Below are 15,042 nucleotides of genomic sequence, written 5' to 3'. Positions count from 1 at the left end.
GAGCCCCCGGCCGGGGTGGACCGGCCGGGGGCTCGTCGGGCGGGAACGTCAGGCCAGCAGGCCCGGGATCGTGGCCTCGTGGGCCTCGCGGAGTTCCGCCAGGGGGATCGTGAACTCGCCCTGGACCTCGATCTCCTCGCCGTCCACCACACCGATGCGGGTGGCGGGCAGGCCCCGCGCACCGCACATGTCGGTGAAGCGGAGCTCCTCGCTGCGCGGGACCGACACGATGGCGCGGCCCGCGGACTCGGAGAACAGGAACGTGAACGCGTCCAGGCCCTCGGGGACGACGATGCGCGCGCCGTTGCCGCCCTTGAGGCAGGACTCGGTGAGCGCCTGGACCACGCCGCCGTCGGACAGGTCGTGCGCCGCGTCGATCATGCCGTCGCGGGAGGCGGAGATCAGGATCTCGGCGAGCAGCTTCTCCCGGCCCAGGTCCACCTTGGGCGGCAGGCCGCCGAGGTGGTCGTGGACGACCTGGGACCACGCCGAGCCGCCGAACTCCTCGGCCGTGTCACCGAGCAGGTAGAGGAGCTGGCCGGTCTCCTTGAACGCCATCGGCGTGCGGCGGTTGACGTCGTCGATGACGCCGAGGACCGCCACGACCGGCGTCGGGTGGATCGCGGTGTCGCCCGTCTGGTTGTAGAGGGAGACGTTGCCGCCGGTCACCGGGGTGCCCAGCTCCAGGCAGCCGTCCGCGAGACCGCGGGTGGCCTCGGCGAACTGCCACATGACGTCCGGGTCCTCGGGGGAGCCGAAGTTCAGGCAGTTGGAGATCGCCAGGGGCTTCGCGCCGGTCGCGGCGACGTTGCGGTACGACTCGGCGAGCGCCAGCTGCGCGCCCGCGTACGGGTCGAGCTTGGCGTAGCGGCCGTTGCCGTCGGTGGACATGGCGACGCCGAGGTTGGACTCCTCGTCGATGCGGACCATGCCCGCGTCCTCGGGCTGCGCCAGGACGGTGTTGCCCTGCACGAAGCGGTCGTACTGGTCGGTGACCCAGGACTTGGAGGCCTGGTTCGGGGAGGAGACCAGGGCCAGGACCTGCGCGCGGAGCTCCTCGGAGGTCTGCGGGCGGGCCAGCGCGGCCGCGTCGTCGGCCTGGAGGGCGTCCTGCCAGGAGGGACGGGCGTACGGGCGCTGGTAGACCGGGCCCTCGTGGGCGACGGTGCCCGGGGGCACGTCCACGATCTGCTGGCCGTGCCAGAAGATCTCCAGGCGCTCGCCGTCGGTCACCTCACCGATGACGGTGGCGATGACGTCCCACTTCTCGCAGATCTCCATGAAGCGGTCGACGTGCTGCGGCTCGACGATCGCGCACATGCGCTCCTGCGACTCGCTCATGAGGATCTCCTCGGGCGAGAGCGTCGCGTCGCGCAGCGGGACGGTGTCCAGCTCGACGCGCATGCCGCCGGAACCGGCCGAGGCCAGCTCGGAGGTGGCGCAGGAGAGCCCGGCGCCGCCGAGGTCCTGGATGCCGGCGACCAGCTTCTCCTTGAAGATCTCCAGGGTGCACTCGATGAGGAGCTTCTCCTGGAAGGGGTCGCCGACCTGCACCGCGGGGCGCTTGGTGGGCTTGGTGTCGTCGAAGGTCTCGGACGCGAGGACCGAGACGCCGCCGATGCCGTCGCCGCCGGTGCGGGCGCCGTAGAGGATGACCTTGTTGCCGGGGCCGGAGGCCTTGGCGAGGTGGATGTCCTCGTGCTTCATGACGCCGATGCAGCCGGCGTTGACCAGCGGGTTGCCCTGGTAGCAGGAGTCGAAGACGACCTCGCCGCCGATGTTGGCCAGGCCGAGGCAGTTGCCATAGCCGCCGATGCCCGCGACGACGCCCGGCAGGACGCGCTTGGTGTCGGGGTGGTCGGCGGCGCCGAAGCGCAGCGGGTCCACGACGGCGATCGGGCGGGCGCCCATGGCGAGGATGTCGCGGACGATGCCGCCGATGCCGGTGGCCGCGCCCTGGTAGGGCTCGATGTACGACGGGTGGTTGTGCGACTCGACCTTGAAGGTGACCGCGTAGCCCTGGCCGACGTCGACGACGCCGGCGTTCTCGCCGATGCCGACGAGCATGGCGTCGTTCTCGGGGACCTTCTCGCCGAACTGGCGCAGGTGGACCTTGCTGCTCTTGTACGAGCAGTGCTCCGACCACATGACGGAGTACATGGCGAGCTCGGCGCCCGTGGGGCGGCGGCCGAGGATCTCGCGGATCCGGGCGTACTCGTCCTCCTTGAGGCCGAGCTCCTTCCAGGGCTGGGAGGCGTCCGGGGTCTCGGTGGCGTTCTTTACGGTGTCGAGGCTCATGCGCTGACCAGCTTCTTCAGGACCGAGGTGAAGAACGGGAGGCCGTCGGTGCGGCCCGTCCCGATCAGCGGCTCGACCGCGTGCTCGGGGTGCGGCATGAGGCCGACGACGTTGCCCGCGGCGTTGGTGATGCCGGCGATGTCGCGCAGCGAGCCGTTGGGGTTCACGTCCAGGTACCGGAAGGCCACGCGGCCTTCGGCCTCCAGTTCGTCGAGCGTGCGCTCGTCGGCGACGTACCGGCCGTCCATGTTCTTGAGCGGGACGGAGATCTCCTGGCCGGCGGTGTAGTCGCCGGTCCACGCGGTGTCCGCGTTCTCCACCCGCAGCTTCTGGTCGCGGCAGATGAAGTGGAGGTGGTTGTTGCGGAGCATCGCCCCCGGCAGCAGGTGGGCCTCGGTGAGGACCTGGAAGCCGTTGCAGATGCCGAGGACCGGCATGCCGGCCTTGGCCTGCTCGATGATGGTCTCCATCACCGGCGAGAAGCGGGAGATGGCCCCGGCGCGCAGGTAGTCCCCGTAGGAGAAGCCGCCCGCGAGGACGACCGCGTCGACCTGGTGCAGGTCCTTGTCGCGGTGCCACAGCGAGACCGGCTCGGCCCCCGCGAGGCGGACGGCGCGCAGCGAGTCACGGTCGTCGAGCGTTCCGGGGAACGTGACGACACCGATGCGAGTGGTCACCGTCAGGCCTCGACCTTCACGGTGAAGTCTTCGATGACGGTGTTGGCGAGGAACGTTTCGGCCATCTTGTGGATGCGGTCGAGGGCGGCCTGGTCGACCGGTCCCTCCACTTCCAGTTCGAAGCGCTTCCCCTGGCGGACGTCGGCGATCCCCTCGAAGCCCAGGCGCGGCAGTGCACGCTGCACCGCCTGGCCCTGGGGGTCGAGGATCTCCGGCTTGAGCATGACGTCGACTACGACGCGTGCCACTGGCACTCCCGATGAGGTGGTTGGTGCAAGGCGGTTCCCTCAGCGTACCCGGCCGAAATTTCTACGCGGGTAGATATCGGCCGGGGGTGAGCAGGGCGCGGTTTCGGCTTCACCAACGCTTCGCAAAATCCACCGGAAAACCACTCGCCCGGGATTGCGGCGGGACACGCGGGAGGAATTAACTGGGCTTCGCAATTCAATGAGAATCGCGGTACAAAGGAATCAGCCGGGATTCCTACGGTTTGACGTATTCCACCGAAACATCCACACAGGCGACATCACCGCACGTCAGCGCGCGCGGCGAGGCGCACGAAGGGACCGATATCCGTGGCGCAGCGCGTAGTAGTCACGCTCTCCGACGACCTCGACGGCGGAGAAGCGGCGGAAACGGTCACGTTCGCCCTGGACGGTAAGTCCTACGAGATCGACCTCAATGTGGCGAACGCAAAGAAACTGCGGAAGAGCCTGGAGCCCTTCGTGGCCGCCGGCCGCCGCCAGTCCCGCTCGGGCAAGGCCTTCAGGCACACCGCCGTCGCCCCGGACCCGGCGGTCGTCCGGGCCTGGGCGCGCTCCAACGGCCACGACGTGCCCCCGCGCGGCCGCATCCCCAAGGCGGTCTACGCGGCCTACAACGACGCCCACTGACCCCGGATTTGCCATCCACCCCCTCCGATCGGCTAGTGTGTGGATCACGCCGAGGGGCCAGGCCGAAAGGCCCGGAACCGAAGTCGTGCGGGTGTAGTTCAGTAGCAGAACACCCCCCTTCCAGGGGGGAGGCGCAGTGTGCAATCCCTGTCACCCGCTCTGCAGCGCTTTACCGACCACGGTCGTGGATCAGGTAGAGTGAGGCACACAGCGAACGGCCTTCGGGTCATAGCTGGACATGCGGACGTAGCTCAGTTGGTAGAGCACCACCTTGCCAAGGTGGATGTCGCGCGTTCGAGTCGCGTCGTCCGCTCAGACGACAAAGGCCCCGATCTTCGATCGGGGCCTTTGTCGTTTCCGTCGTGCGTCGTCGCGCCGGACGCCGTTGTGGCCCGTCTCACATTCCGATGACAAATGTCACCGGCGGTCATGACAGCGCGCACTGCTCCCCCGCCCGGCCCGCCGGGAGCCTTGGAGCATGACCACCGACACAGTGATCCGGGCCGAAGGACTGCGCCGCGGCTACGCGGGCGGCTTCGAGGCCGTGCGCGGCGTGAGCTTCTCCGTGGCCCGCGGCGAGGTCTTCGCCCTTCTCGGCACCAACGGCGCGGGCAAGACCTCCACCGTCGAACTGCTGGAGGGGCTTGCCGCCCCCACCGCCGGCGAGGTCCGCGTCTTCGGGCTCGACCCCCACGCCGACCGGGCCGAGGTCCGCCCGCGCACCGGGGTCATGCTCCAGGAGGGCGGCTTCCCCGCCGACCTCACCGTCACGGAAACCCTCCGCATGTGGGGCGGGGTCACCACCGGCGCCCGCCCGGCCGGGGAGGTGCTGGAACTGGTCGGCCTGGCCGCGCGGTCCTCCGTACGCGTCAAGCAGCTGTCCGGCGGCGAGCGGCGGCGCCTCGACCTGGCGCTGGCCCTGCTCGGGCGGCCCGAGGTGCTGTTCCTGGACGAGCCGACCACCGGGATGGACCCCGAGGGCCGCCAGGACACCTGGGACCTCGTCCGGCAGCTGCGGGCGCAGGGCACCACGGTGCTGCTGACCACGCACTACCTGGAGGAGGCCGAGACGCTCGCCGACCGGCTGGCGATCATGCACGAGGGAGAGCTGGTGCTGACCGGCACCCCGGCGGAGGTCACCGCCACCCGGCCGTCCAGGATCCGCTTCACCCTGCCCGACGGGGTGCCCGCCGGGCGGCTGCCGCCGGCGCTGCGGGCCGCCGCCGACGGCCCGCGCGTGGAGATCCGTACCGGACGGCTCCAGGCCGACCTCACCGCACTGCTGCGCTGGGCCGGGGACGCCGGGGTCGAACTGGCCGGGCTCGACGCCCGCCACGCCTCCCTGGAAGAGGCCTTCCTGGAGATCGCCCGCAGCCGCCGCGCCGCGGCCTGCGACGCCCACCGCACCCACGACACCATGGCGGGGACCCGATGAACGCGCCCACCCTGAACCCCGGCCGGCTCGCCGCGCTGGGCCGGTCCGAACTGACCCTGCTGGTGCGCAACCGGGCCACGCTGAGCGTGGCCGTGCTGATGCCCGCCTCCATGGTCTTCTTCCTGCGCACCGTCGTCGGCGGGGACGGCGCGGCCGAAACCGCCCGGGCCACCCTCACCGGGGGGATCGGGATGGTGCTGCTCCTCGTCGTCTACATGAACCCGGTCTCCGCCTACGTCGCCCGGCGCGAGGAGCTCGTCCTGAAGCGGCTGCGCTCGGGCGAGGCGGGTGACCTGGAGATCCTGGCGGGGACCGCGCTGCCCGCGGCGGTGATCGCCCTCGTCCAGATCGCCGCCCTCGTGGCGGCCGGTGCGGCGGCCCTGGGCGCGCCGGCGCCGCGGAACCCGGCGCTGCTGCTGGCCGGCATCCTCGCCGCCCTGCCGCTGCTCGCCGGAATGGCCGCGCTGACCAGCGCCTTCACCCGCAGCGTGGAGACAGCCGGGCTGACGGCGCTGCCGCTGTTCCTGGTGACGGCGCTCGGCTCGGGGCTCTTCGCGGATCCGGACGCGCTGCCCGGCACGGTGGCCTCGGTGTGCGAACTGCTGCCGCTCAGCGGGGTGATGGCACTGGTCCGGGCCGGCTGGAGCGGCGGGGCCGGGGGCTACGAGCTGCTGGGGGCCGTGGTCACCACGCTGGCCTGGATCATGGTCACGGTGTTTGCTGTCCAGCGGTGGTTCCGCTGGGAACCGCGCCGTTAGACGAGGGAAGAGCCGGGGGTACGGGGCCGTGTCGAAGCTGACCGGGTGGTGGAAGAACCGCAGCAGTGCGGGCAAGGTCGAGTTGTACACGCGCTGGTCGTTCCACTTCTTCGTGCTCGTGGAGATCCTGTCCTTCGGGTCGATGGCCTTCACGGTCCGCGACCCCGCCTCCCCGAAACCGCTGGCGCCCGCCGTGGCGGCCTTCCTCGCGGTGTGCGCGCACTCCCTGCTCGTCGGGTTCCTGTCCTCCAGGGCCCTGGACGGGGTGACCGGCCGGCGCGAGCGGCCCGTGCGGCTCGCGGTGGCCACCGCGGTCGTCACGGCCGCCACCGTCCTGCTCGTCCTCGGCCTGCGCCGGCTCGGCTGGCTCCACGAGGCCGCGGCGCCCGGACTGGTGATCGGGGTGAGCTGCTTCGGCTGTGGATCCCTCGTGCTGACCCTGGAGAAGGTCCGGCACATGAGGCTGGTCCCCCTGGCCGCCGCGGCGGGCACCGCGGCGGCCGTCGCCGCGCTGGGCCTGCCGCTGAACGAGGCCGTCGGGTACTTCCTCGGGGTCCTGCTGATCTGCGCGTTCCTCGCCTTCACCTGCGGGTTCTCCGGCTGGCTGCTGCGTACCGTCTACGAGCTCGACCACGCCCGGGAGATCCAGGCCCGGCTGGCCGTCGCCGAGGAGCGGCTGCGGTTCGGGCGGGACCTGCACGACGTGATGGGCCGCAACCTGGCGGTCATCGCCCTCAAGAGCGAGCTGGCGGTGCAGCTGGCACGGCGCGAACGGCCCGAGGCCGTCGACCAGATGATCGAGGTGCAGCGGATCGCGCGCGAGTCACAGAGGGAGGTGCGCGACGTGGTGCGCGGCTACCGGGAGGCCGACCTCTCGGTGGAGCTGGAGGGCGCCCGCGGGGTGCTGAGCGCGGCCGGGATGGACTGCCGGGTCGAGTTCGCGACGGCGGCGCGGGAACTGCCGTCCGAGGTGCAGTCGGCGCTCGGCTGGGTGGTCCGGGAGGCGACCACGAACGTCCTGCGGCACGGGGACGCCCGCAGCTGCCTGATCCGCCTGACGGACCGGGAGGCCCCGGGCACCCTGACCCTGCTGGTGGAGAACGACGGGGTCCCCCCGACCCCGGCCGGACCGCCCGGATCCGGGCTGGCGGGGCTGCGGGAGCGGCTCGCGGCCGTGGACGGGACCCTGCACGCGGGACCGGCCGGGGGCGGCCGGTTCCGGCTGCGGGCCGAGATACCCCTGGAAGCACGACGAGTGGAGGTGCGGGCGTGAGCCCCGTACGGGTACTGCTGGCCGACGACGAACACCTGATCCGGGGCGCGCTGGCCGCCCTGCTCGGCCTGGAGGACGATCTGGCGGTCGTCGCCGAGGCGGCCTCCGGGCCGGAGGCGCTGGCCATGGCGCGGGCGCACCGGCCCGACGTGGCGGTGCTGGACCTCCAGATGCCGGGGGCGGACGGTGTGAGCGTCGCCACATCGCTGCGGTCCGAACTCCCCGACTGCAAGGTCATGATCGTGACCAGCCACGGCCGGCCGGGGCACCTGAAGCGGGCCCTCGCGGCAGGGGTGCGGGCCTTCGCCCCGAAGACGGTGTCGGCCCAGCGGCTGGCCGAGCTGATCCGGACCGTGCACGCAGGAGGCCGTTACGTGGACCCGGAGTTGGCGGCCGACGCGATCAGCGCGGGCGACTCCCCGCTGACCGCCCGCGAGGCCGAGGTGCTGGAACTCGCGGCGGACGGGGCGCCCATCGCGGAGATCGCGGAGCGGGCCTCGCTGTCGCAGGGGACCGTGCGGAACTACCTCTCCTCGGCGGCGACGAAGCTGGGCGCCGAGAACCGGCACACGGCAGTGCGTCTCGCCCGGTCCAGGGGTTGGGTATAGTAGGTGTCGCGCCAAGGCGCACAGGCGGACATAGCTCAGTTGGTAGAGCACCACCTTGCCAAGGTGGATGTCGCGCGTTCGAGTCGCGTTGTCCGCTCAGCGAACGAAGGCCCCGATCGGTTGATCGGGGCCTTCGTCGTATCAGCTCCAGGTCTGGCCGGTGAGGCGCTCGTAGGCCTCGACGTACTTGGCGCGGGTCTGCGCCACGACCTCCTGCGGGAGGACCGGCGGCGGCAGCTCTCCCTTGGAGTCCCAGCCGGAGGCCGGGGAGGCCAGCCAGTCGCGGACGTACTGCTTGTCGAACGAGGGCTGCGTGCGGCCCGGCTGCCACTGGTCGGCGGGCCAGAAGCGGGAGGAGTCCGGGGTGAGGACCTCGTCGGCGGCGACGAGCGTGCCGTCCTTGTCGAAACCGAACTCGAACTTGGTGTCCGCGAGGATGATGCCGCGCTCGCGGGCGATGTCGCGGGCCCGCCCGTACACGGCGAGGGTGGTCTGGCGCAGCAGCGCGGCGGTCTCGGCGCCGGTGGTGCGGGCCACCTCCTCGTAGGAGACGTTCTCGTCGTGGTCGCCGACCTCGGCCTTGGCGGCCGGGGTGAAGATCGGGGCGGGCAGCTCGGAGCCGTCCACCAGGCCCTCGGGGAGGGCGAGTCCGCAGACCGTGCGGGACTGGACGTACTCCTTGAGGCCGGAGCCGGTGAGGTAGCCGCGGGCCACGCACTCGACGGGCACCATGTCGAGGCTCTTGCAGACCAGCGTGCGCCCCTGCCAGTCGGCGGGGGCACCGGCGGGCAGGTCGGTGCCGATGACGTGGTTGGGGACCAGGTCCGCGAGCTGCTCGAACCACCAGAGGGAGAGCTGCGTGAGGATGCGGCCCTTCTCCGGGATCTCGGTGGGCAGCACCCAGTCGGCGGCGGAGATGCGGTCACTGGCGACCATGACGAGGTTGCCGTCCTCGTCGCGGTAGAGGTCGCGGACCTTGCCGGTGTGGAGGTGGACGAGGCCGGGCACCTGCACCGGCTCGGGCTTTTCGACGAATCCGGGCACGGGGTCTCCCTGTGGTTCTGTACGAGCGCGGGGCGCGGGACCATTCTCCCGCACGGGGTGCCGTGCCCCGGGCAGGGGGGTGCGCCGGTTCCGGCCGGGGCGGGCCGGCCGCCTCAGTCGCGCTTGCAGATCCGGTCGAGGAGGTTGGCGGTCGCCCGCTGGATCCGTTCGTCCACGTGGCCGGGGCGGTCCAGGGCGGGGGACCAGGCGAAGGTGCCGGAGGCGAAGACGAGGGCCCCGCTGGGGGCGCGGTAGAGGGAGGTCTCCTGGTGGCGCTTGGCTCCCTCGCCGTCCAGGTAGGGGGAGTGGGCGAGCAGGATCCGGTCCTGGTGCTCGGGGAGCTGGGTGCGGGGGAAGTAGCGGTCGGCCTCGCCGGCCACCAGTCCGTCCAGCTCGTCGTTCTCGGCGGCGCCGGTGGAGTCCCAGAGCCAGTGCGTGGCGTTGCGGACGATCAGGGGTGCGGGCTCCGGGACGCGGCCCGCGTACTGGATGCCGAGCAGCTGCTGCTCCGGGCGGTCCACCTCGCGCCACAGGCTGGGGCGGCCGGGGCCCCGGCGTTTTCGGCAGGTCAGGAGCCGGTCGGGGACTCCTGAGGGGGAGGGGGCCAGCTCGACCTGCCAGTACATGGTGTTGGCGGAGAGGAAGACGAGCGAGGTGCCGTGGTCGCGGGCGCGCTCGACGGTGCGGCGCATGGGCAGGGACCAGTACTCGTCGTGGCCGGGGAAGACCAGGCCGCGGTAGCGGGTGGGGTCGACCCGGCCGGCGTGCAGGTCGCGGGTGTCGGCGTAGGCGAGGTCGTAGCCGTAGCGCTCGGCCCAGCGGATGAAGTCGTAGGCGTGGCCCACGTGCAGGGGCAGGCCGGCGCCCGCGTAGGGGCGGTCGAAGGAGACGGTGAGGGCGGCGTCCTGCTCGCCGAGGAGCCGGCCCTCCTCGTCCCAGGCGTGGTAGAGGCTGGCACCGGTGCGGCCGTCCTCGGGGTAGAGGTTGTAGGCCTGCCAGGTGATGTCCGGGAGCAGGAGCAGGAGGTCCGCGGGGTGGTCGTCGCGGACCGTGAAGGGGATGTGGGAGCGGTAGCCGTCGGCGGTGGTGAGGACGGCGACGTACGCGCCGATGCTCCAGTACGAGGGGACCTGGAGCCGCCAGGATTGCCACCAGTGGTGGCAGGAGACCGTGCGGTCGGCGGTGAGCGGGGGCGGCTGGACGATGCCCGACAGCCGGGGACTGGTGGTGATCTTGGAGGCGCCGTCGCCGCCGTAGTGGCCGATGCGGTAGACGTCGACCTGGAACTGCTGGGGCGGGTCGACGGTGATGTGGAAGTCGATGGCCTCGCCGGGGGCGACGGCTCCGGTGGAGGTGAAGCCCTTGATCTGCCGGTGGACGTCGTCGGCGGTGCGGGGGCCGCCGCCGCGGTTCTGGGAGGTCCGGCCGGGGGCCAGGACGGGGTCCACGTACCAGGGGACGACCTGGCCCGTGTCGCCGAAGTACACCTCGCTGCCCCTGAACCAGGGCAGCGGGCCCTGGCCGAAGGGGTCGTTCACGGCGTGCGCGAGCGCGCCCGATTCCCACCGCCGGATCTGTTCCGTACCCATTGCGCTCCCCTCCCTCGCGCCCCCGAACGCGTTCTCGACACGGTGGCCCGAGCGGGATTCGGACACCCGCGTCGCGACCGGTCCCAGCACATCACATAACGCACTCACTCCGTCACCGTTCGTCGCGAATTGACGGGAACGGAACCCGACACGCCGGGCCGGGCAGCCGGCCGGGGTCCGGCCGGACCGGGGCGGGCGGGGCTGCGGGTCGTCGGGGTCAGACCAGGCGGACGGGCTTCTCCGGGCGGACGCCCAGTTCCGCCAGCCAGTCGCGGAGGGGGGCCGGGTCCCCGTCCTCGACGAGGGAGAGGACCCTGGGGGCCAGGTCCGCCCGGCGCTCGCCGCCGACCAGCAGGACCGGGCCGTCGAGCCAGTCCAGGCCGGGGTCGGCGCCCGCCGAGTCCACGGCCGCGCAGCAGACCAGGGCGGTGATGTGGTCGGCGAGCAGGTCCCGGCCGCTGCGCGGGGGCTGGAGCGGGAACAGCGGCAGGGTGTCGGCGCCCCTGCCGGCGGCCGCCCTGTGGGGGCCGGCGGTACGTTCCTCCCGCGCGAGGTCCCCGCTGAGCCGGCCGGCCAGGGCCTCCCCTGCGGCGCCGTCCCCGGCGGGGTCCGTGAGGTAGCCGAGCACCCGCTCCAGCGTCGGCCCGCCGAAGGAGTCGTGGTCGGTCCGCGGGTCGGCGGTCGCGACGCCCTGGGCGTCGGCGGGGGCGCCCGCGCGGGTGGCGGCCCGGGCCGTCCCGGAGGGCGCTCCCCGGCCGTTGGCGGGGGCCGCGGGACGGAGCGCCGGCCGGGCGGCGCCGGAGGCGGGGCTCTGGGGCGTGGGGGGCGCTGCGGGGCGGAGTGTCGTGCGGCCGGCGCCGGGGGCGGGGCCCCGGGCGGTGGCGGGCTCGGCCGGGCCGGGGGCCGTCGTCGCCGGGGAAGAGGGGGCCTGCGCGGACGGGGAGGCCCCGGGGCGGGCGGTGTCCCGGGCGGCGGGGTGCTCCGGGGCGGCCGGGAAGGGGCCGCCGGAGGGGACGGAGAGGGCGTCCAGGGCCGCGTGGAGGCGGGCGGCCTCCGTGCGCCACTTGCGGTCCACGACCTCCTCCGGGTAGGCCGCCCAGTCCACCGGGGACCAGTCCGGCCCGGCCTCGGCGGGCCCGCCGTGGAACAGCCGGGCCGCGAGCAGCGAGGCGGCCTCGTCGATCAGCCCGGGCTGCTCCAGCAGATCGCACGCCGGGCGCTCGCCGAGCCGGGAGGCGAAACCGTCCGCCAGCCGGTCGCGCCGGGACAGCTCCGTCAGGGCGGAGACGACGCCCGCGTCGAGGTGCGCGGGCCAGCGGCCCATCCGCCAGGCCGGGAGCGCGACCCGGGTCAGCAGCCGGTCCCAGCCGGCGTAGGCCAGGCCGACCTGCTCCTGGGCGGCGGTGCGCAGCGCCCGGTCCACACCCTGTGCGCGCTCCGAGGCGGCCGCGGCCACCCCGCGCTCCATCTCCGCGGCGTCCGCCCCGCACAGCCGCAGCAGCAGCCGGGCGGGCCGGGCGACGAGCCACCCCAGACCGCGCCTGGTGCCGACGTCCACCGCGGCGTCCAGCCCCCGGACGAAGCCGCGGGCGTCGGCTATGTCCGGATGCGCGGAGGGCCCCGTACCGGCGACGACGGGCGCGAGGAGGGCCCGTAGCTCCGCGACCCGCATCCACCACAGGAACGGCGAGCCGATGACCAGCACCGGCGCCGCGCCCGGCGCCGACTCGGGGCCGCCGGACGCGCCGGCTATGCCGGCGGACGCGTACCCGCCGCCCCGGCGGTGCGCGGCGTGGCTGCGGTCCTCCAGCCAGCTGTCGCAGTCCGGGGTCAGGGCTATCGCGGAGGGCGCGGGGACGCCCATGCGGTCGGCCAGGTCCCGTACGAGCCGGTACAGGTCGGGTGCGGCGGCCTCGGGCAGCGGCACGGTGGGCGTCACGGCGGGGCTCGCCCGCAGCACCACGGCACCGAAGATCCCGCCCGCCAGCAGCACCAGCGCGGCCACCGCGCAGACCGCCAGGGTCACGGCGGGCCACGGGTCGCCGGCCAGCCTGCCCGTCATCCGGGCGGTGACCAGCACCACCGCGAGGGCGGCGGGCAGCAGCACGGCGGCCAGCGCCCTGCTGCGGACCCGCAGCACGGCGAGGGCCCGGGAGCGCGCGGACGGCGCGCCCACTTCTGCGATCGAACCGGTTCCGGACACGGCCGGACCTCACCCCCTCTGCCCTGCGGCGGCTTTGCTCACTCCCCCACTGTGACACCCGCCACTGACATCGCAATGCCGGTGGGCCATGTGCCGGAATGCTTGCGCCGCACCCTAGTTGGGGCGCACGCGGACGTCAGGCGGACAAGGGGACCATCACCCGATGGAATGGCTTTGGGTAAAGGTGGGTGCGCCGGGGCGCCTCCGGAGGCAGGCGCACGCGGGCGCACGCGAGGGCCCGGTGCGCGCTGTCGCGCCCCGGGCCCCCGGTGCTCGCGGACCCGCCGGTCAGCGGCCCCCGGCCGCCTTGGCGGCGATGTCCGTACGGTGCTGGGAACCGTCGAGCCGGATCCGCGCGACGGCCTTATACGCCCTCTCGCGGGCCTGCGCCAGGTCGGACCCGGTCGCCGTCACCGACAGCACGCGGCCGCCCGCGCTGACGACGGCGTCGCCCTCCTGGCGGGTCCCGGCGTGCAGCACGTACGCCTCGGGGCCGTCCTCGGCGGCCACCTCGGCGAGGCCCTCGATCGGGTCGCCGGTGCGCGGGGTGCCGGGGTAGTTGTGCGAGGCGATGACCACCGTGACGGCGGCCTCGTCGCTCCAGGTCAGCGGCGGCAGGGTGTCCAGGGTGCCGTTCGCCGCGGCGAGCAGCACGCCCGCGAGCGGGGTGCGCAGCCGGGCCAGGACGACCTGGGTCTCGGGGTCGCCGAAGCGGGCGTTGAACTCGATCACCCGGGTGCCGCGGCTGGTCAGGGCGAGGCCGGCGTAGAGCAGGCCGGAGAAGGGGGTGCCGCGGTGGCGGAGCTCGTCCACGGTCGGCTGGAGGACGGTCTCCAGGACCTCGTCGACCAGCTTCGGGTCGGCCCACGGGAGCGGGGAGTACGCGCCCATGCCGCCGGTGTTGGGGCCCTGGTCGCCGTCGAGCGCGCGCTTGAAGTCCTGTGCCGGCTGGAGCGGCAGCACGGTGACGCCGTCGGTGATGGCGAAGAGGGAGACCTCGGGACCGTCGAGGTACTCCTCGATGACCACGCGCTCGCAGGCGGCGGCGTGCTCGCGGGCGGCCTCGCGGTCCTCGGTGACCACGACGCCCTTGCCCGCGGCGAGGCCGTCGTCCTTGACCACGTACGGGGCGCCGAAGGCGTCGAGGGCCGCGTCGACCTCCTCGGCGGTGGTGCAGACGTAGCTGCGGGCGGTCGGGACGCCGGCGGCGGCCATCACGTCCTTGGCGAAGGCCTTGGAGCCCTCCAGCCGCGCCGCCTCGCCGGAGGGGCCGAAAACGGGGATGCCGGCCGCGCGGACGGCGTCGCCGACCCCGGCGACCAGGGGCGCCTCCGGGCCGACGACGACCAGGTCGGCGCCGAGTTCCGTGGCGAGCGCGGTGACCGCGGCGCCGTCGAGGGCGTCGACCGGGCGCAGCTCCGCCACCTCGGCGATGCCGGCGTTGCCGGGGGCGCAGTACAGCGCGGAGACGTCGGGGTCGAGGGACAGAGAGCGGCACAGGGCGTGTTCGCGGGCGCCGCCGCCGATGACGAGGACCTTCACGCCGCCCAGGGTAGCCCGGACGGAGTGGCCGGTTTCGTGCGGCCACCCCAATACCGCGGGCCTACTCGTTCGTGTATTCCTCCACAACCGTCGCTCCGAGCTCGCGGACGATCAGTTCGTGTCCGGTCAGGGCGCTGTCGACGAGGTCGGGGTCGTCCGCCTCGGGGACGTCGTCCTCGGGGGCGACCGGCGGGGGCGCCTGCCGGACGGGCGGCTGCGGTGCGGCCGCGTCCTGCGGGGGCGGCGGCTGCGGCGACGGCTGCTGCGGAGCGGCGGCCTGGGGGGCCTGCGCGGACGGCGGCGGGCTCTGGGCGGGCGCCGGCGGCGGGCTGTAGGCCGGGGCGGCCGGGGCCCCGTACGAGAGCGCCGAGGGGGCGGGACCCCCTCCGCCCACGACGGCTTCGATCTTCCAGTGGACCTGGAACTGCTCGGCGAGCACCGCCTTGAGGACGTCCTCGCTGCCGCTGCTCGCGAAGTTGTCGCGGGCTCCGGGGTTGGGGAAGCCGAGCTGGAGGGTGGTCCCGTCGAAGCCGGTGACCTGCGCGTTCTGGCTGAGCAGGATCCAGGTGAAACGGCGGCGGTTCTTGACGGCCTCCAGCACGCCGGGCCACATCGCCTGCACCTGGCCGGCGCCGGCCGCCATGTCGGCGGAGGGCGCGCCGGGAGCTGCGGCGGGCGCGGCCTGCGCCGCCGGGGCGGGCGCCGGCGCGGGTGTCCGTACC

Annotated in this window: 12 protein-coding genes, 3 tRNA genes and 1 pseudogene; 8 read left to right on the top strand and 8 right to left on the bottom strand. The window is 73.6% G+C overall.

The genetic code is table 11. The features are described 5' to 3' along the window. Positions 1-48: 48 nt before the first annotated feature. The 3 genes from purL to purS are packed head-to-tail and all read right to left on the bottom strand — an operon-like array spanning position 49 to position 3,229. Positions 49-2,298, bottom strand: coding sequence for a phosphoribosylformylglycinamidine synthase subunit PurL (gene purL / locus WDV06_RS24320; protein WP_395511902.1), 2,250 nt, complete (start codon positions 2,296-2,298; stop codon positions 49-51). Beyond that, positions 2,295-2,975: a phosphoribosylformylglycinamidine synthase subunit PurQ gene (gene purQ, locus WDV06_RS24315; protein ID WP_125594811.1), complete on the bottom strand. Its 681-nt coding sequence runs from the start codon at positions 2,973-2,975 to the stop codon at positions 2,295-2,297. The genes purL and purQ overlap by 4 nt, the downstream gene beginning before the upstream one ends. Positions 2,976-2,977: 2 nt before the next feature. Continuing rightward, entirely contained in the window at positions 2,978-3,229 is a 252-nt protein-coding gene (gene purS, locus WDV06_RS24310) for a phosphoribosylformylglycinamidine synthase subunit PurS (RefSeq protein WP_008740952.1), read from the bottom strand. A gap of 321 nt (positions 3,230-3,550) precedes the next feature. Here purS and WDV06_RS24305 point away from each other — a divergent pair, with 321 nt between their 5' ends. The 8 genes from WDV06_RS24305 (at position 3,551) to WDV06_RS24270 (ending at position 8,039) form a co-directional block, all read left to right on the top strand. Beyond that, entirely contained in the window at positions 3,551-3,868 is a 318-nt protein-coding gene (locus WDV06_RS24305; RefSeq protein WP_395511901.1) for a histone-like nucleoid-structuring protein Lsr2, read from the top strand. Positions 3,869-3,955: 87 nt separating this feature from the next. Next, positions 3,956-4,027: transfer RNA gene (locus WDV06_RS24300), tRNA-Gly, on the top strand. An 81-nt stretch (positions 4,028-4,108) separates the two neighbouring features. Further along, positions 4,109-4,181: transfer RNA gene (locus tag WDV06_RS24295), tRNA-Gly, on the top strand. Between the two features lie 165 nt (positions 4,182-4,346). Then, complete coding sequence (locus WDV06_RS24290) at positions 4,347-5,303, top strand: ABC transporter ATP-binding protein (RefSeq protein ID WP_395511900.1); 957 nt, start codon at positions 4,347-4,349, stop codon at positions 5,301-5,303. Further along, a complete protein-coding gene (locus tag WDV06_RS24285; RefSeq protein ID WP_395511899.1) occupies positions 5,300-6,061 on the top strand; it encodes an ABC transporter permease in 762 nt (253 codons plus the stop codon). Before WDV06_RS24290 ends, WDV06_RS24285 begins: the two co-directional genes overlap by 4 nt. Positions 6,062-6,089: 28 nt before the next feature. Then, on the top strand, positions 6,090-7,334 hold the full coding sequence (locus tag WDV06_RS24280; protein WP_395511898.1) for a sensor histidine kinase: 1,245 nt from the start codon (positions 6,090-6,092) through the stop codon (positions 7,332-7,334). Continuing rightward, entirely contained in the window at positions 7,331-7,942 is a 612-nt protein-coding gene (locus WDV06_RS24275) for a response regulator transcription factor (protein ID WP_344160731.1), read from the top strand. Before WDV06_RS24280 ends, WDV06_RS24275 begins: the two co-directional genes overlap by 4 nt. Before the next feature lie 24 nt (positions 7,943-7,966). Beyond that, positions 7,967-8,039, top strand: a tRNA-Gly gene (locus tag WDV06_RS24270). A 44-nt stretch (positions 8,040-8,083) separates the two neighbouring features. Here the strand turns inward: WDV06_RS24270 and WDV06_RS24265 are convergent. The 5 genes and pseudogenes from WDV06_RS24265 to WDV06_RS24245 form a co-directional block, all read right to left on the bottom strand. Beyond that, positions 8,084-8,986, bottom strand: coding sequence for a phosphoribosylaminoimidazolesuccinocarboxamide synthase (locus WDV06_RS24265; protein WP_395511897.1), 903 nt, complete (start codon positions 8,984-8,986; stop codon positions 8,084-8,086). Between the two features lie 113 nt (positions 8,987-9,099). Further along, a complete protein-coding gene (locus tag WDV06_RS24260; protein ID WP_395511896.1) occupies positions 9,100-10,575 on the bottom strand; it encodes a N,N-dimethylformamidase beta subunit family domain-containing protein in 1,476 nt (491 codons plus the stop codon). A 217-nt stretch (positions 10,576-10,792) separates the two neighbouring features. After that, complete coding sequence (locus tag WDV06_RS24255; RefSeq protein WP_395511895.1) at positions 10,793-12,778, bottom strand: hypothetical protein; 1,986 nt, start codon at positions 12,776-12,778, stop codon at positions 10,793-10,795. Positions 12,779-13,066: 288 nt separating this feature from the next. Continuing rightward, positions 13,067-14,320 carry a phosphoribosylamine--glycine ligase gene (gene purD / locus WDV06_RS24250; protein WP_395511894.1) on the bottom strand — a complete coding sequence of 418 codons (1,254 nt, stop codon included), beginning with the start codon at positions 14,318-14,320 and terminating at the stop codon, positions 13,067-13,069. A 61-nt stretch (positions 14,321-14,381) separates the two neighbouring features. Then, a pseudogene (locus tag WDV06_RS24245) lies at positions 14,382-15,042 on the bottom strand (DNA polymerase III subunit gamma and tau); the annotation flags it as partial.

Source organism: Streptomyces racemochromogenes (genome assembly GCF_044129415.1).
GTDB lineage: Bacteria > Actinomycetota > Actinomycetes > Streptomycetales > Streptomycetaceae > Streptomyces > Streptomyces racemochromogenes_A.
Note: the sequence above shows the minus strand (reverse complement) of the source record. Positions and strands in the feature narration are given on the sequence as shown.

Bases quoted from the DNA above. Each gene is read 5' to 3' on its own strand.
- WDV06_RS24290 (WP_395511900.1), top strand. From the start codon at position 4,347: ATGACCACCGACACAGTGATCCGGGCCGAAGGACTGCGCCGCGGCTAC.
- purL (WP_395511902.1), bottom strand. From the start codon at position 2,298: ATGAGCCTCGACACCGTAAAGAACGCCACCGAGACCCCGGACGCCTCC.
- WDV06_RS24285 (WP_395511899.1), top strand. From the start codon at position 5,300: ATGAACGCGCCCACCCTGAACCCCGGCCGGCTCGCCGCGCTGGGCCGG.
- WDV06_RS24260 (WP_395511896.1), bottom strand. From the start codon at position 10,575: ATGGGTACGGAACAGATCCGGCGGTGGGAATCGGGCGCGCTCGCGCAC.